This is a genomic window from Shewanella sp. GutCb (genome assembly GCF_002836135.1).
In the GTDB taxonomy this organism is placed as follows: domain Bacteria; phylum Pseudomonadota; class Gammaproteobacteria; order Enterobacterales; family Shewanellaceae; genus Shewanella.
The window spans coordinates 53,478-73,173 of sequence record NZ_PJBL01000001.1 but is presented as its reverse complement, the minus strand read 5'-3'; the positions used below and the strand labels follow the sequence as shown (position 1 = coordinate 73,173).

The 19,696-nt window shown below is 41.9% G+C and carries 16 protein-coding genes; 11 read left to right on the top strand and 5 right to left on the bottom strand.

What is annotated here, in order from left to right:
- Positions 1-62: 62 nt before the first annotated feature.
- Entirely contained in the window at positions 63-1,442 is a 1,380-nt protein-coding gene (locus tag CXF86_RS00340; protein WP_180960973.1) for a MipA/OmpV family protein, read from the top strand.
- 84 nt (positions 1,443-1,526) lie between these two features.
- Here CXF86_RS00340 and CXF86_RS00335 read toward each other — a convergent pair whose 3' ends face one another.
- From CXF86_RS00335 to CXF86_RS00325, 3 genes are all read right to left on the bottom strand, one after another.
- Positions 1,527-2,609 (bottom strand): rhomboid family intramembrane serine protease, encoded by a 1,083-nt coding sequence (locus CXF86_RS00335; protein WP_102038066.1) that lies wholly within the window; start codon positions 2,607-2,609, stop codon positions 1,527-1,529.
- Between the two features lie 10 nt (positions 2,610-2,619).
- A complete protein-coding gene (locus CXF86_RS00330) occupies positions 2,620-3,207 on the bottom strand; it encodes a hypothetical protein (protein ID WP_101091756.1) in 588 nt (195 codons plus the stop codon).
- A gap of 276 nt (positions 3,208-3,483) precedes the next feature.
- Positions 3,484-3,951, bottom strand: coding sequence for a TetR family transcriptional regulator (locus CXF86_RS00325; protein ID WP_102038065.1), 468 nt, complete (start codon positions 3,949-3,951; stop codon positions 3,484-3,486).
- Positions 3,952-5,722: 1,771 nt separating this feature from the next.
- On the opposite strand from CXF86_RS00325, the gene CXF86_RS00320 reads away from it, so the two are divergent.
- The 8 genes from CXF86_RS00320 to CXF86_RS00285 all read left to right on the top strand — a co-directional run bounded on the left by CXF86_RS00320 (position 5,723) and on the right by CXF86_RS00285 (position 13,402).
- Positions 5,723-6,631, top strand: coding sequence for a hypothetical protein (locus CXF86_RS00320; protein WP_102038064.1), 909 nt, complete (start codon positions 5,723-5,725; stop codon positions 6,629-6,631).
- A 444-nt stretch (positions 6,632-7,075) separates the two neighbouring features.
- Positions 7,076-8,182, top strand: coding sequence for a tetratricopeptide repeat protein (locus CXF86_RS00315; RefSeq protein ID WP_180960972.1), 1,107 nt, complete (start codon positions 7,076-7,078; stop codon positions 8,180-8,182).
- 263 nt (positions 8,183-8,445) lie between these two features.
- A complete protein-coding gene (locus tag CXF86_RS00310) occupies positions 8,446-9,966 on the top strand; it encodes an ISNCY family transposase (RefSeq protein ID WP_102038062.1) in 1,521 nt (506 codons plus the stop codon).
- Between the two features lie 470 nt (positions 9,967-10,436).
- Positions 10,437-10,796 (top strand): hypothetical protein, encoded by a 360-nt coding sequence (locus CXF86_RS00305; RefSeq protein WP_102038061.1) that lies wholly within the window; start codon positions 10,437-10,439, stop codon positions 10,794-10,796.
- Between the two features lie 104 nt (positions 10,797-10,900).
- Positions 10,901-11,407: a GNAT family N-acetyltransferase gene (locus tag CXF86_RS00300; protein WP_102038060.1), complete on the top strand. Its 507-nt coding sequence runs from the start codon at positions 10,901-10,903 to the stop codon at positions 11,405-11,407.
- A 113-nt stretch (positions 11,408-11,520) separates the two neighbouring features.
- Positions 11,521-11,799, top strand: coding sequence for a hypothetical protein (locus CXF86_RS00295; protein WP_102038059.1), 279 nt, complete (start codon positions 11,521-11,523; stop codon positions 11,797-11,799).
- A 124-nt stretch (positions 11,800-11,923) separates the two neighbouring features.
- Entirely contained in the window at positions 11,924-12,235 is a 312-nt protein-coding gene (locus CXF86_RS00290) for a hypothetical protein (protein WP_102038058.1), read from the top strand.
- A 132-nt stretch (positions 12,236-12,367) separates the two neighbouring features.
- Entirely contained in the window at positions 12,368-13,402 is a 1,035-nt protein-coding gene (locus CXF86_RS00285; RefSeq protein ID WP_102038057.1) for an NAD(P)H-dependent flavin oxidoreductase, read from the top strand.
- 226 nt (positions 13,403-13,628) lie between these two features.
- Here the strand turns inward: CXF86_RS00285 and CXF86_RS00280 are convergent, their stop codons facing one another.
- Together CXF86_RS00280 and hldE are read right to left on the bottom strand one after the other, a co-directional pair.
- Positions 13,629-14,492, bottom strand: a complete 864-nt coding sequence (locus CXF86_RS00280; protein WP_257985231.1) for a hypothetical protein — start codon at positions 14,490-14,492, stop codon at positions 13,629-13,631.
- 39 nt (positions 14,493-14,531) lie between these two features.
- Positions 14,532-15,962 carry a bifunctional D-glycero-beta-D-manno-heptose-7-phosphate kinase/D-glycero-beta-D-manno-heptose 1-phosphate adenylyltransferase HldE gene (hldE, locus tag CXF86_RS00275; RefSeq protein ID WP_102038056.1) on the bottom strand — a complete coding sequence of 477 codons (1,431 nt, stop codon included), beginning with the start codon at positions 15,960-15,962 and terminating at the stop codon, positions 14,532-14,534.
- Positions 15,963-16,081: 119 nt separating this feature from the next.
- Here hldE and CXF86_RS00270 point away from each other — a divergent pair, with 119 nt between their 5' ends.
- Together CXF86_RS00270 and CXF86_RS00265 are read left to right on the top strand one after the other, a co-directional pair.
- Positions 16,082-17,008 carry an LpxL/LpxP family Kdo(2)-lipid IV(A) lauroyl/palmitoleoyl acyltransferase gene (locus CXF86_RS00270; RefSeq protein WP_102038055.1) on the top strand — a complete coding sequence of 309 codons (927 nt, stop codon included), beginning with the start codon at positions 16,082-16,084 and terminating at the stop codon, positions 17,006-17,008.
- A gap of 356 nt (positions 17,009-17,364) precedes the next feature.
- Positions 17,365-19,659, top strand: coding sequence for a nitric-oxide reductase large subunit (locus CXF86_RS00265; protein ID WP_101092490.1), 2,295 nt, complete (start codon positions 17,365-17,367; stop codon positions 19,657-19,659).
- Positions 19,660-19,696: the final 37 nt, after the last annotated feature.

Sequence of the window (19,696 nt, the reverse complement as noted above, 5' to 3'; positions counted from 1 at the left end):
CTTATGTATGTAACCTGCTTTTTTCTCTATACTTCGCTCAGCGCTAATCTAAGAAAAATAATATGAAATTCAATCTATATTCAACAACTTTTGTCTGCTTGTTAATGCTTGTGCCCCAAGGCAACGTTAACGCGGCGAAAGACCCTGCATTGGCAACGACAACAGAATCGGCAATCGCGGTGACAGCAGAAGAGCCGACAGCCAATCAATGGAATAACAGTTGGGGCATTGGTATCGGTAAACGCCGTGGCGATATTCCCTTCGCCACCGAAGAAGATGAGGTGTATGACACCTTGCCGCTCATCTATTTTAAGAATGATTATTTCTATATCAATGGAATGGAAGCTGCCGGTCACATCTGGAAAAATGACAACCATCAAGTCAATCTATACACCCGTTTCCGCTTTGTTGATATTCCCCAAGAATTGCAAAATGACACTCAATCTCAAGCCTTTGATTTTGGTTTTCAATACCGTTTTGTCAAAGATCAATGGGATGTCGATTTAGCCATTCTCTCTGACTCCGACAAGCGCAGTTATGGCTATAGTCGCACTCAATACCTTTGGCAGTCTGGAGATTGGCGCCTATTACCTTACGCTGAGTTTCAGTGGAAAAGTGCCGATTTTAATCAATATTATTATGGCTTAGATAAATATGAAGTGGGCGGTGGGGTGAGCTTTAATGCGGGCATAAAAGCGCGATATCATGTGTTCAGAAACCTGTATTTATTGGGCCAGTTTGGCGTAGGACGCTTAGAAGATGATGTCTACAATCTGCCCAGTATTAATAACCGCTTTCAGTATGAGTCCTTTTTCGGTTTCGGCTTTTTTCCCGAACCGGATAAAAAGAATTATTCGGCTAAGCCTGTTGTGACTAAACAAGAAAAACCTACCCAATACCTGCGTATTGCTCATGGCTGGGCGACGCCGTCGAACCTCAATGCGATACTCAAATGGCAAACCGCAACCGATCCCTATAACAACCAAATGACCTCGGCTTTTTACGGTACTCAGCTCACCGATACCCTGTTTACCTTACCGATAGAGCTTTACTTGACGCCGGGCTTAGTCTGGCACCATGACTCTGAAGTACAAGATAATATTGCTGAAGCCATTATTGCGATTAAAGCATACTACACCTTTGAAATTGGCCCACGATTTAGACTCGGTGTCGCCGAAGGTTTATCTTACGCCAGCACGGTCACTTACATTGAATCTAGCGAGTTAGAAGAAAAAGACTATAAGCCATCCAAGCTGCTTAATTACTTAGATTTTTCTTTAGATGTTAATGTCGGAGATGTGTTCAATTCAAGAAAAATGGAAAACCTTTGGTTTGGTTATAGCATCCACCACCGCTCAGGCATTTTTGAGTCGAGCTCGGCCTTTGGCCGCATAAGTGGTGGCAGTAATTATCAAAGTGTTTACCTGCAATGGCACTTTTAAGCTAGATTAGTTGATTGGTAGTGAGTTAACAAAAAGGCCGCATTCGCGGCCTTAATTTTCTAAACATGCGTAAACACACACAAACTATCGAGACACTTTCACTTCGGGTGAATTAAGCATCGCCAACATGGGGTTAGCCAACATGACTCGCTGCTTAAGCGCGATACCGATAACCAGACCTGCGATAAAACCGCCAATATGCGCCCAATAAGCCACGCCGCCCTCAGCAAACCATACCCCTACAATATTGATCAATAACCAAATCGCAAAGAATGCCATCGGCGACAATTTCTTTTGAAAGACAACAAACATGAATGTCAGACTGGCATGCCTAAACCACAACAGATACATACCAAACAAGCCCGCTATCGCCCCACTCGCGCCAACCATGTATACGGTCGATGTTGGATCCGATGCAATTTGAGCAAAGACGGCAGCAAAACCGCACAGTAAGTACACCGCAAGAAAACGAGAATGACCGAGTGCATCCTCTAAATTGTCACCAACCACATAGAGAAAATACATATTCCCCAGCAGATGAACGATATCACCATGAAGAAACATATGACTTAGCAGAGGCAATACCTGCTGCCCTTGCATCACGAGTGACGCCTGCATGGCAAAATGATCAAACACCCACACAGTAGCGGGGTCACTATAACCGTAGGCAAAAAAGATGATGATATTCAGTGCAAGTAAACTATACGTGACCCAAGGTTTGCTCTTGGTTTTTAAGTTGTACTCTAACGGCATTTGCAGTAAAAATTGAAACAGCCACGTTTTGACATTGGTTTTTTGATTGAGTCGTTCTAATGCCGCTCTAATTTGCGGGGACTGCAGCACTTTCTCTCGTTCGTGTTCATCAATCCATACCCCAGTACAAGAGTGGCAAACCTCCACCTCAACTTGAAAGTCGTCCATTAAAAAGTAGTGCTGCATACTGCACTGACAATGGCTGCATTGTCGGAGTGACACCCCTTGATGTTCACCGAGTGAATTTTCAATGCCGACGCTGTCATTGCCATTGTCTGCCGTTGAAAGTGCACCGTTAAGCTCACCACTATCAAACCATATACCACCGCACTCAGTGCAGCTATCAACCTCTTGACCATGAAACTCGAACACTCGCATCGCTTGGCTGTTACAACCGGGGCACTTAATCGTCATTTAAATATCCTTATTCAACCGTAATATTGGCAGCGTCTAACTCTGCGGCGAGTGCTTGATAGTTTTTTTGCAACATTGGGAGGGTTGATTCAGACACATTTTTGGTTAACTCTTTGAGTTTTTCAGCGCCAAACTTTGCACCATAGAATCGACTTTCCATTTTAGAAATAATGTTTGCCGATGTCATATAGAATCGCCGAGTCTCAGTGAGAATTTGCGTTGGAGTTTCCAATGTATTGGCTGAGTAGCGCATATTCTCCCAGACGAATGTTGCCATTGTAGGGTGAATACTCTTTAAGTCATAAGGGGAGCTTTTTGCCACTGTATCGGCATACTCATTGATGATAGTGACATTGTCATTCACTTCGTCGAAAAGTGCATGTCGAAGGTAATAGTTATCTTGTTTGTTTGATAAATCATCGAAGATAATCGCCTGTGACAAGCCCTCTTGCGCAGCCAAATAGACACCAACAATGGTGGCAATGATCATAAACACTTGGCTTATCCAAAAGCTGGGTTTGACTAACTCTTGATTATCTAATTTGGGGAAACGTTTGATCGATTCAGCGGCTACTGAGATGTTAGGTTTGACGTCCATATCGTGCATCACTCATTACAGGCTTAAAATATTTATTGGCCGCTAGCATATAGAAAAACTGACTTCGTCGCTACAGCGCTAGCACCTTAACCTTTTGCTTTTTATACTTAAGCAGCATTGGGCTATCCGTTACTCTATGTGGGTCATGCTCTCAACCGCTACGCCCTTGCTAACCCAGAATATCAAAGGCGAATCATAGATAACAAAGATGAGATTAATTTTAGCCCGAATAGCATACACAGAGAAAATCATTAGCTTTATAGGTTCGTGAACTATTTATTGCCTATTTTGCTCAAACAGAAATATTGCGCTTTTACCTAATAGCGTATCGACAGTTGCTCTCCCCGGCTCCCCAAACTCAACGGCCACTTTGTCATGTAACAAAGTCAGTGTCTTATATTGGGCTGTATTCAACTGATTGGAGCCACAAATAGCAAAGAACAATTTTATAATCGCGCTAAACTGAGGGGTTTCTAATGCGTAAAGCCAAGATTCCTGCAGCAATTCTGTGCTGCTAAAGTCTAAATCCTCAATTAACAAGGCGCCGAGTTTCGGTTCTAACAGGGTGAGAAAATCCGCTTTATAAGGGAAGTGATGGCTGATCCCAGTACGACTGATCCCTGTTGCTTGCGAAAGGGTGGAGTAGGACATCGCGTCATAACCCATATTCAACATCTGTTGCAGTGCAGCTGCTGTTATTTGTTCTATGGTTTGCTTGGTTTCAGCTCTTGAACGCTTTGGCATTATACGGCCCCATTGATTCGACGTGAAATGACTCTATCAAAAGCCGTTGCCAGAAACCCACTCCTTATGAAGCAATCAGTAAAGTGTTCAGCCTAGGTTCAGCAAAAAATGGCTGAACAGTGGCTGTCTGCTATTCATTAGCGAGCAAGCTAGAGCTTGGTTCTATGTTTTTACATTACTAGATATTAAGCTGCGCATACGCTGACTTCAGGTCATTGAAACCACTTTGGTCAGCAGCTAACGCATCTATGCCCCAAAACAATTTGGCTGTACTATCAGTTATTGTTTTTCAAAATCAAAATCGAAGTCGTGGTGCTTCGCCCACACCAGAGCCAAGGGGCAAAGCGCTTGCGCCCCTTGACAATCCCTCAGCGCCCCGGCGAAATTTAAACAGCAAAATTTCCAACGGGGGAGATTGGATTCTGTAATCAATGTTTATTCTGTTTGGCAATATTGCTTAATTTAAGGCTTATGTCTTTAAATTTAAAACTAAAATGCCGAGAGTTTGCGCTTTTATAACCCAGTGTAGATGCGGCTGAGGCCGTCGAAATCAAGGATGATTTCGTTGAGCCTTCAGGGACGAACTTGCGGCGAGCCTCGGCAGTGACTGCACATGGGCCGACCGCAGGTCATTGGAACCACTTTGGTCAGCAGCTAACGCATCTATGCCCCATTCCTTCTTAGAGTAGTTGCTCGCAACATTTCCTGCGTTTGCCATTTAGCCAAATCTTTCTAATACAAAAACTAAGATAGTAGGTGTAACATCTGGCTGTTATTTGGCAAAAAAACGATGTATCCCTCACCAACTTTTTCACTATTTTTGGGAGTGTTTCTTTATTGAAAGTATAATGCGTCGAACGTCAGTATTGTGTTGCGAACATCAACCATATCTTGAACTATGGCTAACTCATTCCCTTTAACCGCAGTTGCTTACTGAAAAAGAACTAGACCTTGTTAAGTCTCAAATGCTTAAAACAGATGAAGTGCGTTTTTTTTACCCTGATGAATTGCGGCTTCACGTAAGATTAGTCCATCAATAGCAATGATTTGCTACCAGTTTTCTCGTAACCTGGGTCTAAGTACAAAATGGGGTGGGGGGACGTCAACTCATGGTGCATAAATCATTAAAAAATATAAATTAACTATGAAGGTTTTTAAATACGATCAACTTATTCAGTTTATCTTACTACTAATCTAAAGATTTAAGCGATCGGTTTAAATAAACTTAGTTTATTCATTCTTAATGAGTTTAGTAGACACTGGTTTAAGTCAGTTTCCATATTGGATCAACGTTTTTTATCGCTTTTATACTTAGCCCCTGTTTGCGGAGAGAATAAATAATTTTCAATTTTACACTTCGATTCTCTTAAAAGCTGATAAATGTTTTTTGCACCCAAACCCCAAAATTAACCTTAATTTTTTATTAATTACTGATACCTATATTTTTTAATCAATTTGTAACGTTAAGGTCTAACTTTAAATTAACGTAAGTTTGAACCTACAAAAGTGTAATGTTAGGGTTGATATATTAATTATTTACACTGCAACCCCAGTGCTCTTTGACCCTAACTTGACAAGATCATGTTCCTAATACCGATTTCGAGGGGGTGGGCGCAAAACCCCAATAAGGGGGTAATAATACTTTTTAAGAAAATTTAATAAGTTTTTCGATATAAAACCAAGCCAACAGGTTATATCCCTTTACTTTTCCTATAAAAATAGGTATTCATAGTCCCCTATATAGGGATTTTCATGTAATAAGGATATTATAATGACACTAAAAAAAGCAGTAATTCTTGGTCTTTTATTTTCATCTACCGTTTCATTGCCCGCGCTAGCAATTGACCCCATTCATGCTGAATGTGCAACTTGCCAAACTGAGACGCAATTTTATACAGCCGCAAGAAAAAACGCTGTTTTAAATCGAACTTTATCCATCAATATCATGAATTTCGAAAACTATGAGTTGAAAAAATTTAGAGTTTCAAAATCTTCACATGTAGAATGCGAATATGACAACGAACCTGATGGAAGAGGTGGGAAACTCCAGATATGCCGCAAGATATATGACTATTCAACGATATCGGCATCAATCACAAATGAAGAATTAAATCTATTTACTGATTTAGCGGACTCGATAAATGATGCTAGGAAATATTATTCTCAACGTTCAATAGAAATACCTTCGACAGTTGTAGAAAGTGGATATGAGATCATTGGCGCAGGTTACGTAAAGACCAAAGTCACTAACTATTTTAATCAAATGCCTCTAAGAAAAAGCATTCTCGAAAAAGCAGTAGTTGTTGGTGCCTCCGCTTCAAAAATGATTTCCACAGGAATAAAATTTGAGATGCCGGCATTAGTCTTTCTTTTTTCTGATGGTGTAAAAGCCTACGCCACCCTTGATTTTTATGACATGGATGATGAAGCACATTTCAAATTCATTAAATTAGTTGATAAAAATGGAAATTCAGTTGATTTTACAAAATCAAATCCTTTTTCTGAAAAAAGTTATAATTTTTCAGGAATATCACAGGCTTCATGGTCAGTATTTCACGCGGCTATGAGCTCATATGGCTTAACTGTTCGGGGATCTTCAAGTAAAATAGTCCCAAGGGGAACCGTAACAATAGTAGTTTGTAGTAGCGGTAAAGATAACCTTTGTAAAAGCCCTAACTAATTAACACATATTGATTAACCTCTCCGCTAATAAATATGCGGAGAGATATCTATTCCTTCACTATATCCAAGCAGCAATTTCTATAAGCTCATCCCTCTTCCACCGAGTCAGGGCGGGCTCATACTATGTTAATGCTGGGGAACTTTTCTCACTAAGTACGATCTGATCGGGTATGTTATTCTTCTGGCCTACCCCATGTCCCTATTTGAACACTTGAGCATCATTAAAGATCGCCGCTCCTCAATTAATCGTGAGCACGACCCATGACGTTATCTCAGAAATGAGCCTAACTAAATGGTTTCTGCCCCTTTATGTGCTAGCGAGAGAAGTTAGGTTACTGAATAACCTCCAGTATAGACTTATATTTTCTAATCTATTGTGTGTCTAGCTCAAGCTTAAAAATAAATGTATTATCTCTGTACTATTTGCATTGAATCTCTTGAAATGTCTGACAATATAATCCTTTACACGAAAGCCATTTGGGAGCTAGTTGGCTTACAAAGCGATTCGCAGATTGCAGTTTTAGCTCTGTTGGTTTCTTTTGCCTCGTTAATATTATCTTACAGGTCTAATCGTAAGACATTAAAAATAGCAACTGATGATTCGGCTTTGAAAGAAAAGCGTTTAAAGCTAGAAATTGACAACAAGTTGTATGAAGCATTCTATCTTATGGGAGCAGATATAAAGACTGAGGCGCTTCAATCCTTTTCAACTCTTGAAACATTACACAAAGCACAACGGCTTATAGAAGATTGCATCACATTAGATCCTACAAGTTATAGATCTTATATTATGAGAGGGCATGTTAAAACAGGCCTTAAAAAGCCAAAACAAGCAGAATGTGATTACAAGTTTGCGATTACTTTAAGTCCAGAATCAGCTGAAGCATATAGCTCATTATCTATGTTGATGCTTGAAGCAGGAAGACTACATGAAGCTGAAGAGAACATTAGGAAGGCACTTAGACACTCTCCTGATGAACCTGTATATCATTTTAATTTAGGTAATGTGTTGGCCAAAAAAGGGAATATTGAAGAAGCTGAAAAATCATATATTAAGGCAACTAAATTAGATCCATTTCCAAGCCCTTACTACCAGAACCTTGGGTTAACGCTATTTAGAAAAGGACAGTCAGAGAAAGCGTTAGAATTTTTTAATAAGGCTGAGAGTTTTAGTTCTGAAAAATCAAGTTTTTACGCAGGAAAAGCCATAATTCTTTCAACACTTGGAAAAGAAGATGAAGCCTACCAAGCTTACATTAAAGCTAATGATCTAGAACCAAATCTAGATTTTGTTCATCATGCTTTGGGAAATTACTTCCTATCGAGAAAAAAGTACAAGGAAGCAATCGAGCATTTAGAACAAGCTGTTCAAATAACACCAAGCTTATCACAGGCTCGCTGTATGTTAGCTACAGCACTATTTGCTAATAATCAGGATAGTGAAGCTTTATCTAATATTAATTTAGCTATACAAAATGAACCCGAAAGAGCTGAGTATAAGCAGGTATTAAAGATAATTTTGGATTGTAAAGTTTCAGAGCAAAAATAAGAAATGTGGGATCAGTGTAAACGGTATCTGAACACCATAGATTTTATAATCCCACTCCCCATTTTTAGACTCTTTGCTCTAACGCATTTCTGTCCCATAACGAGTCAGAAACGAGCTCAAATCGCTGTGAACACCAAGGGACTTTGTCGTACCTTAACTACCAAGCGACTTTGTCGTTTCTATAATTACCAAGGGAAATTGACGGATCTAAATTTTCAGTAATCCTCTGAGTAGCACTGTGTACTTTTTAGAGGTTACTAAGGATGATCATGATGAATTCCCAATCCCAACTCACTGTTGATGTGATTGCTAAGGTTGCTCAAGGTAAAATCAGCATTCTTAACGCCTCAAAACTGCTCAATAAATCCAGTCGAACCATTGAACGCTATCTCAGTCGATATAAAAAAGATGGCATTCGTTTTGTTGTCCACGGTAACACGGGGAAAACGCCAACTAATAAGATCCCCGACTCATTAAAAAGACAAGTTCAGTCACTCATTAAAGAGAAGTACTATGACTTCAACCTATTACACCTAGCTGACATTTTAAGGTTTAGAGAAGGCATTCAAGTTAAGCGTGAGACGCTGCGATCCTGGGCTCATGCTATTCACCATGTGAAACGGGCGAAACATCGTCGTTCGAAAGTGAGAAGAAGGCGTGAACGGATGGAATCATCGGGATTAATGCTGCAAATGGATGGCAGTCCGCACCAGTGGTTCGGTCATAATAAATCTTGTTTAATCGCTATTATCGATGATGCGACCAGTGATATCCATGCTGAGTTTTTTCCGTCCGAGACTACCGAAGGTTGCATGAAAGTCATGAAAGCTTATATCGAGAAGCGAGGACTGTTTAAGACGCTATACGTTGATAGAGCAGGGATCTTTGGTGGTCCTAAGCGTTGTAACTTCTCACAAATGCAAAGGGCGTGTGAAGAGCTTGGAATAGAGATAATCTTTGCCAATTCACCTCAAGGTAAAGGTCGGGTTGAGCGCGCATTCGATACCTTCCAAGATCGCTTAGTTCCTGAACTTCGTCTGGCAGAGATAATGGACATGGACAGCGCTAATGATTATCTTCAAAGCATCTTTATTCCAGACTACTGGTTGAAAAAACTCACCGTCCATGCAAAGAATATCCGTTCGGAATTCAAACCCGTCCCTGAGCACATCAACCTTGATGCTATCTGCGTTCAAAAGGAATACAGAAAAATCCGTCGTGATCATACCTTCAGTTATAACAACACCATGTACTTGATCGACTCTCCTTTAAGGCATTCAATCGTGAACCATAAAGTTGAAATACGGAAGCAGTTAGATGGTAATTTCAGCGCTTATTTTGCAGATCGTAAGCTCTCTATCGCTGAAATAAAGGAATCGTGCAAACTCACGGAATGTGGAGAAGAGGTTCAGAAAAAACTTGATGCCATCAAGCTTGCAGAAGAGCTAGGTAACTTATCTGAAGCGGCTCGGATCAGTGGTTGCTCAAGGGAAAGTATCTACAACAATCGACGTCTGCTTGAGACTCAGGGGCCTCTAGCGCTAAAACGGATGTATGGTATCCCTCGTCATACCAATCGTATAGATCAGGATACTGAGGATAAAGTCATTGCCTTAACATTAGAAAAACCTTCTCTTACCCAAATCTTTATAAGTAGTGAAATGATGAAAAGGCACAAGATATCAATCAGTCACTCGACAATTAGGAACATCTGGGTAAGAGAAAAACTGAATACTAAGGTGTTACGGATCGAGCGTTCAGAGGCATTAGCAAATACACCGTAGTAAGTGATACGGATGGACTAGACTTTAAAGTGAAAAACGACAAAGTCCCACGGTAATTACTCCGTCACACTCCCTCGGTAATCACAAACGAGCTCAAATCGCATAGACGCAGCAGCATTGGATTAAGTAAGAAAGTGTGGTTGGACATACAGTATTATTGGCTTAATTGTGGAAACAGATCATTTTCTTAGATTCAATTCACGCTTTACTATTGTGCAGTGTTAGTAACTTGTATAAATTCAGTAAGATGTAAGTGTGCGTTCATGAAAAGTTCAGATAACCGGAAAGCAAAGTGTGCGACTCACTTTTCTCCCTAGGTGTATTGGATACAATTTTTAGCGTAAGTGTTTAATAAGCTGTTATTAATAAACTTTTAAGGCTTTTTACTGTGCACGCTTTCTCAACATGGCTTGGCAAAACGCGCAAGCCGTATATTAAAATGTTATGTGTAAACGGATATCGTCGAGTATATGGATATTTTCAAAGGTATAGATTTCAATGATTCGTTTGTTCTCGGCTGGAGTTCAAATGCAACTGAAATTACATTCAAAATTGAGGCTAGCATTTGGCCTGATTCGCCTCATTATCTAAATCCAAAATCTGATGAATATACTTGCTACCGTAAATGTGAAATTCAATTTACGGGTTTTACTTCATGTTCAGGGCTTGCTGAACAAAGTAGCGTTAATCCAAACAAAGATATAAATGGTTCATTTGATTATGGCAATATAGATTCGTTAATTAAAACAAATCAAGGCTTTAAGGTTGTTGGTGAGTTTGGTAACTTAGAAGTTATAAACGGCAAAGTTCAGTTAAAAATTTACACATAACAAGCTGTTCAAGAGGGACAAAATTCAGTTGGCTGTTTTCGTTCCTCAACATTTTAGCCAACTAAATTTTGCCCCTTAACAGGGCGTTATATCTCTAGGAGTTTGTGTTGATTATTGTTGAAACTGAAAGGTTATGTATTCGTCAAATTACGAATGAGGATGCTAAAAACCTATCAAAAGTGTTAGCTGATCCTGTAGTCATGCAATACTCAACTGTAGGTGTTCACACAGAAGAACAAATCCATGATTATATAGCTAACTGCAAAAAACAGTATGACTTAAATGGCTATGGGCACTGGGCAATTTTTAACTCTATTACTGATGAGTTTGTTGGGGTGTGCGGTCTTAATAAACATAAGTTGGACTCCGAAGATGTTATACATATTAACTATCGCCTTACCACTGACCAACAAGGTAAAGGTTATGCTGTTGAGTCAACATATGGGGTTTTAGACTTTGCTAAAAAATCCTTAAATCTTAACGCGGTACACGCACTAATAGAGTCAGATAATGTTAGCTCTGTTAAAGTCGTAAACAGAACAGGCTTTCAATTTATTAAATCTTCTGTATTTCGTGGGTTCGAAATAGATATATATCAAGTGGCTTTATAAAACGAGATATAACAAGAAAATCAATAAGGACACGTAACAGTTGGCTACGTTTCGCTTCGCTACACAATTTTAGCCAACCATTACTTAGCCTGTTATTTAGGCGTTAAGTTCATATGAGTGACATGGAAATTTATCAAAAACTTGAAGCTCTCAGAGATAATTATCTGAATGAAACAGTTATTCCAAAAAACTCGGAATATATGATTTCTGGAAAGGCATACGAACAGAAAATTTGGAGTGAGTCTTATCAAAAAGACGAGCTGATAGTGTTTCAATTAGAATCGAAAAATATTATTGGTAGCAGTGTGTATTGCTTAGGCCTCAAGAGATCCGAAGCTGGCAAGATCGAAAAACTAAGTAATAGTCAGCTTTGGGATATTGGTATTCCTTAAAAGCACTTAACAAACAGTTGGTGTACGCACCTGCGGTGCTGGGGCGGTTAAACTTCGCTCGTTCCTCGCTGCGTTTCACCGCCCCACAACAAAAGCGTTAATACTCTCAAGGATGGAGTCATAGATGGTCTATTTTTTCATAGCCGTTTTTTTATTAGCGATCTACTTTTCGGCCAGAACATCTTATATGACCTACAAAAGTGATTTACTCGAACAAAACCAAGTCTATTTGATTTTTGCTGTCTCTTGGTTAGTACCATTTGTAGGTGCTCTTCTGATTAGTTCAGTTCTGAAACCGGAACTTAGTAGCCGAGAGGAAGCGGTAAAGTCAATGTGGGATTGGATCTTTTGGTTTAACCCGCAAGAGCAGCCCAATGTTTTCCCTTCAGAAGATAGTAGCCAAATGGGTTCGTCAGTTGGTGATGGCGACCATTAACAAGCTGCTAAATTCAGATTCACCAAGGCTGTCATGCCATTTGCTGAGCAAATCGCCCGCCAGCACTCGGTTCACTTATTAGCAGGGCGTTAAATTCCTAAATAAAACATATCGCATTCAGGAAGAATAATTATGAATCTATGCAGTATCCTCGGTATTGAAAAGCCAATAATTCAAGCTCCAATGGCTGGAGTACAAAACTGGGAGTTGGCTGCTGCAGTATCAAACTCTGGTGGGCTTGGCTCTATTCCTTGTGGGATGTTGACTAAAGATCAGGTCTTATTCGAGATTATAAATTTCAAAAAAAACTCAAATAAAACTTACAACTTAAACTTTTTTTGTCACAAAATGCCTGAGACAAATAATCAGGCACTTGAAGCATGGGAAGAACAGCTTTCACCGTACTACGAATCTTTTTCGATCAAGCCTCTAAACGAAATTTCTGGCTTGAGGGTTCCTTTTGATGCAAACCTTGCTGATGCAATAGAACCCCATAAACCACCAATACTTAGCTTTCATTTTGGTCTTCCATCGGCAGAGCTTGTAACAAGAATAAAGTCATGGGGAACAGTTGTAATGTCTTCAGCTACGACTAAGGAAGAAGGACTGTGGCTAGAGGAAAATGGAGCTGACATTGTCATTGCTCAGGGCTATCAAGCTGGAGGTCATAGAGGTATGTTCATGACTTCGGACGCATCAACTCAACTTCCGACGTTAGAACTTGTAGCTTGCTTAAAACATGAATTATCTGTACCAGTTGTTGCTGCAGGTGGAATAGCTACAAGCACTGATATCAAAGAAATGATAAGGCTAGGTGCTTCAGGAGTTCAAGTTGGAACTTCTTACTTGTTATGCGATGAGGCAAAAACAAGTGCTATTCACAGGCAAGCGATAAAATCAAAAAACAGCGTAACCGCTTTAACTAATATATTCTCAGGTCGATTGGCGAGAGGCATTACTAATAAAATAATGAAAGAGTTAAATTTTATAGCGAGTAAAGCCCCAGAGTTTCCTTATGCATCTATAGCTATTGGTCCTTTGAGATCAAAAGCTGAATCCCAAGGTCTATCAGATTTTACTCCACTGTGGTCAGGTACTGACCGAAGTGGCTGTAAAGAGATTTCTGCTACTAAGTTAACCTATGAGTTATGGGGTGACGGCATTTAATCGGGTAGCCTGAGGTATCTAGCCTCAAAAAGACAGGACAGCTATATCTTTAATAGACTTTCTATTTCAAACTTAAATGCCGAGTGATTGTGCTTTTCTAACCCAGTGTAGGTGCAGCTGAGGCCGTCGAAAGCAGGCAATTGGAACCACATGCTTCAAAAAAACCACTTCTGCCCAAGGGGAAATAGGTAAGCCTCTACCTTAAAGGAACCCTGCTTACAAACCCCTACAGTCTGGGCTTTAGACTCGAACCATCTTGATCCATACTTTGATCTACAAGCCACTGCACTGCATCAGTCTGTCCCATTAACTTAATCAATGTCGGCTTAAAATAATGTCCTAAAGCGGGTTTGCGCCAATACATATATTCCGGCAGTGGTTGCACTGTCCCAGCACCGAATGTACGCTGAATCAGGCTTGAAAATTCAGCTAAACTATCAGCGGTTGGCAGTGCTATCGTCGGCCAAAAGTCAGCTAAAAATGTATTAAAACTGTTGAACGCGGTGAGCTCTTTGGCGCTATAACGCGCAAGAGCTTGCGACATGATAGGCACACTCCAATGGGACATAAATGCCACATTTGCCATTACATCAATGTTACGACGATGATATTGCTGCCACGCTAAGCTCAAGCTGTTAGTTTCTTTGGCGATACGCCAAATCAGATAGATATCCGCTAACCACTCATGTTGAAAAGGACTGGAGATCTCAGCATTCATGGTCTTAAGCGCTTCAATTGCTTGAAGGTGGCCTAATTCATGCCAATAGGTCAGTTCATCCTGCCGATTAAGACTCAAAGAAAAGTCCCCTTCTCCCCAGTTAACACTGCGTTTGAGGGGAAGCTGGCTAAAGTCGGTTACTAATACGCCTGCGACGTCGACATGCTTGAGAGGTAACACCATCGCGGCGCGCGCGCCCAATGACATTTGTATCAGCTGAGTGTTAGGTAACTGTTTTCTGGCAGAAGGAGGGAGTTGACTTAAGCAAACTTCAAGCTGCTTAAGCTCGCAAACAAGGGCTTTCTTAGAACCGATATCATCCCAAATAAAGCCACTTGTCAGCGCGATGCTAAAAACTAATGAGTTCAGCATTAATTAGATAACATTATTGATCTTTACGCATGGCTTTCACTAGCGATTAGCCATGATGTTTTCAATAATCGCCGTGGTTGAAATACCCTCTTCGAAGCCGAGTACTTTAACCTTGCCCCCCGCAGCAATCACCTCTTCGCCACCCGCAATATCTTCAACCTTGTAATCGCCGCCTTTTACCAGCAGATCAGGCAACAAGCGAGCAATCACGCGTTGCGGTGTATCTTCACTGAAAGGGACCACCCAATCAACCGAAGCAAGACCGGCTAACACTGCCATTCGTCTGTCTTCTGGGTTTACCGGACGCCCTTCGCCTTTCAGGCGTTTGACTGAAGCGTCGCTATTAACAGCAACGATTAATCGATCACCTAGGGCTTTGGCCTGTTGCAGGTAACTAACGTGTCCAGCATGTAAAATATCAAAGCAGCCATTGGTCATGACCACACGCTCACCACGCAGCTTAGCTTGCTCTAGCGCGTACATTAGCTGGTCTTCACTCACTGCACCGAAACCTGATTCACCTTGATTCAAAGAGAGCGCTTCGATTAACTCAATTCTGGTCACCGTTGAGGTGCCTAACTTGGCAACCACTATTCCTGCTGCCGTATTAGCAATAGCGCACGCTTGTGGTAAATCACTGCCTGCGGCAATCGCTGTCGCTAGCGCTGAAATAACGGTATCACCCGCACCCGTCACATCGTAAACCTCGCGTGCAACCGTGGGGATATGCAGCTCAGGCTGATCTTTAGTGATTAATGTCATGCCTTTTTCTGAACGCGTTACCAACATGGCATTGAGCTCAAATTGCGACAACAAAGACTGGGCTTTAGCGACTAAGTCTGCTTCTGATTCAACCTTGCCCACTACCGCTTCAAATTCACCCATGTTTGGCGTTAATAGATAAGCACCACGGTAACGAGCAAAATCACTGCCTTTAGGATCCACTAACACTTTGACCCCTTTGTCGTTCGCCGATTGAATAAAGGCTTCAGGAGAAACGAGGGCGCCTTTAGCGTAATCAGACAGCACTGCCACATCGACATTGTCTAACTGTGAAATGGTTTTTGCTAGCAGCGCATCACTTTCTACTTTCGAGTAACTCTCTTCAAAATCCAAACGCAGCAATTGCTGATTGCGCGACATCACTCGTAGTTTAGTGATCGTCGGCTTGCCAGCAACTCGATGCCAATTAGGCTCAACGCCGAATGCTTGCACACCAATGGTCAATGCGTCAGCCGTTTCATCAACACCGACGATGCCAGCAAGACTCGCTGCGCCGCCTAGCGTGGCAATGTTAATCGCCACATTCGCCGCGCCGCCAGGTCGATCTTCAATCTGTTCGACTTTAACAACGGGGACGGGTGCTTCAGGAGAGATACGCGCAGTCGTGCCCGCCCAGTAGCGATCTAACATTACATCACCAACGACGAGTACCTTGGCGTTTTCAAATGCTGGCAGAGAAATCTTCATAATGGCCGTGTGTTTTGCAAATTTACTGATGATTGTACCTAATTTTTAATGATTTTGAGTGAGTTTGAGTGAGTTTGCGTTAGAATAATGAGTAATTTTTCAATGTATTCGAGTTTTCCGTGGTAGAAAAAGCCCAGTTGTCATCTCATCTTTATCATCCTAAGTACTGGCCCCTGTGGCTAGGCGTTGCGATGATGCGCTTAACACAAGTGTTGCCATTACCTCTCCAAATGAAGATTGGCGCGGCTATTGGCAGAATTGCCATGAAGTTTGCCCGCAAACGGGTTAACACTGCCAAGCGTAATTTGCAGCTGTGCTTTCCTGATATGGGCGAAGCAGAACAGCAAACGCTATTACGCGAAAACTTTGAACAAACAGGCAAAGCGATCTTCGATACCATCAATGCATGGTGGTGGTCGGATGAAAAAATTCAACAACATATGAGTATTAAAGGTCAAGAGCATGTCGAGCAAACCCTGAACAGTGGCCAAGGGGTCATACTGTACGCCGTTCACTGCCTGCCTTTAGAGATGGGTGCTCGTATCTTTGGCCAGTTCCAGCCAGGAGTGGGCGTTTACCGACCGCATAATAATGCCGTAATTGAGTATCTGCAGGTCAAAGGTCGATTACGATCTAATAAAGCGCTAGTGCCCAAAAGAGATTTACGCCAAATGGTGCGTAGCTTAAGAGCCCCCAACGTCATTTGGTACACTGCCGATCAAGATTTTGGTCGTTCGAGTGCCACATTCATCCCTTTTTTCGCGGTTAAAGAAGCCGCCACCATTACCGGTGCCACCACACTGGCACGGCTGGGTAAAGCCAAGGTTCTGCCCTTTTTTGTTGAACGAAACAGTACAGACACAGGCTATAACATCGAAGTCCAAGCGCCGTTAGAAGACTTTCCAGGCGAAAACGAGATTGAAGATGCCAAGCGGGGTAATCGAATTATTGAAGACATTATTTGCCGTAATAAAGGTCAATATATGTGGCTGCATCGACGTTTTAAGACCCGCCCAAAACCTGAAGACCCGTCCTTATATAAATAACCCCCTAGCCCTTTGCAGCATTTGCAAAGGGCTTTGTTTAGCTCACTTTCGTTCAACAAGTAGCCCTTTCTACATTCTCATACTCCAATGTCCTCATGCTTAGCCATACTCGACATTCTCAGCCCGATAAGTATTTATTTCCACACGATTTCCTACGTCGATTACTTTTCGAACGCCACGCTAATGTCAAAAAGACAATTAGGTGTCATAAGGACACTTAAGGCGCTGTCCTTATGACATCGCTACTATAAATAAAAACAACAATATCCTTTTAAAACAGCAGCTTCAACTATTGGCATGCTATCTGCTATAGCAAGCTACGCCTGAATAATAATACCGTTGCGCTAAGAGGACTTATGAGCAAACAAAGACTAACGGCAATTGCACTACTACTGGTGCTAATTGCTTCATTTACTGTACTACTGAGTATTGGTAGTGAAATCTATCGAGAAAAGCCGCCAATACCGACAGCTTTTGTTGATAGCCAAGGACAAACACTATTTAGTCAAAATGACATCGAACAAGGACAATTGGTTTGGCGCTCTATGGGGGGGCATCAACTGGGTTCTATATGGGGACATGGTTCATATGTTGCTCCAGACTGGACTGCAGACTGGTTACATAAAGAAGCTCAGGCTTGGCTAGATATCACCGCAAAGCAGCGTTTCAAGATCCCGTTTACGCAACTAAATACCCAGCAACAAGCAGGACTAGAGCAAGGCTTGCGCGAAGATATTCGCCGTAATACGGTTGTTGAGCAAGCTAATGGTGATACCTATATCACTCTTTCAGACACGCGTATTGCAGCCATTAAACAGGTAGAGCAACATTATTTAGCGCTATTTGGTGATGACCCAGAGTTATCATCTCTTAGAGAACAATATGCAATGAAAGAGGGTACCGTTCCGAGCTTAGATCGCCGTGAAAAGCTCAATGGTTTTCTATTTTGGGGCGCTTGGGCTGCAATAACAGAACGTCCAGATGCCGATTATACCTACACCAATAACTGGCCATTCGATCCACAAATTGGTAATACGCCAACATCAGACAACGTGGTTTGGTCAATCTTAAGTTTTGTGACTCTTATTGCGGGTATCGGTGCATTAGTCTGGCATCACGCGAGCTGTAAACATGACAGTTTGCCAAAGCCTGCCGAACAAGACCCACTCTTCTTCACTAAACCCACTAAATCACAACGCGCTGTAGGGAAGTACTTCGTTACTGCGATAGGCTTGTTTCTATTGCAAATATTACTCGGAGGGATCACCGCACACTACGCGGTTGAAGGGCAAAATTTTTACGGTATTCCACTGTCAGAAATTCTCCCTTACTCCGTCACGCGTACTTGGCATACACAACTTGCCGTATTCTGGATTGCAACGGTTTGGTTAGGTACAGGTCTTTATATTGCCCCTGCATTATCGGGCTATGAACCTAAGTTCCAACGCATCGGTGTAAACGTACTTTGGGTTGCACTTCTGGTAGTTGTGCTCGGCTCTATGGCAGGGGAATGGATTGGTGTTCAGCAGTATTTTGACCTAGACATGAATTTCTTATTCGGTCATCAAGGTTATGAATATATCGATTTAGGCCGAGTGTGGCAGATATTACTGCTGGTAGGATTATTGATCTGGCTTGCCCTTGTGACAGCAGCAATGCGCCCTGCGTTAAAAGTTAAAGGCGAGATGCGCCCGGTTATTTGGGTACTGTACGCCTCGTGTGTAGCGATTGGTTTATTCTATGGTGCAGGCCTATTTATGGGTAAGCATACCAACCTTGCGATTGCTGAATACTGGCGCTGGTGGGTGGTTCACTTATGGGTAGAGGGGTTCTTCGAAACCTTCGCTACCTCTGTGGTCGCCTTAATGCTTGTACGCCTTGGACTTATCCGTGCTCGCAGCGCAAATGCAGCGGTACTCTTCACCACGGTTATTTTCTTAACAGGTGGTTTAATCGGCACCTTGCATCACTTGTACTTTACCGGTACACCAACCTCAGTGATTGCATGGGGCGCGATTTTCTCGGCTCTAGAAGTGGTACCACTGGCACTGATTGGTTTTGAAGCGGTTGAAAGTTATCGCTTACGTGCAGCAAGCCCTTGGATGATCCGTTACAAGTGGGCGATTATGTTTTTCGTTGCAACCGCATTTTGGAACTTAGTCGGCGCTGGGATCTTGGGTTTCCTCATCAATCCACCTATCGCGTTGTACTTTATCCAAGGTCTAAATACTACCGCAACTCACGCCCACGCAGCGTTCATGGGGGTATATGGAATGCTAGGTATGGGACTGATGTTATTCTGCTTACGTGGATTAACAGGACAAATGCAGTGGAATGAGAAGCTTCTAAAAGGCGCCTTCTGGACCATGAATATTGGCTTAGCCGCCATGGTATTTATGTCTCTACTGCCCGTTGGCATAGTGCAGTTCTTTGCCGTTATCGACAATGGTTACTGGTTTGCTCGTTCACCAGAAGTGATCCATAGTCCACTGGTTGAAACACTGGTTTGGATGCGTATGCCTGGTGATATTCTATTTGGCTTTGGTGGCTTATTTATGGGCTACTTCTTCTTTGATATTATCAAAAAAGCCATTGTTAAGAAGAAAACAGCGAGCGCACTAGATGACAGTCAAGCATCAGCTAACGCTTAACAACGTTAAATGATACAGACTCAAGGGCGCTATTTGT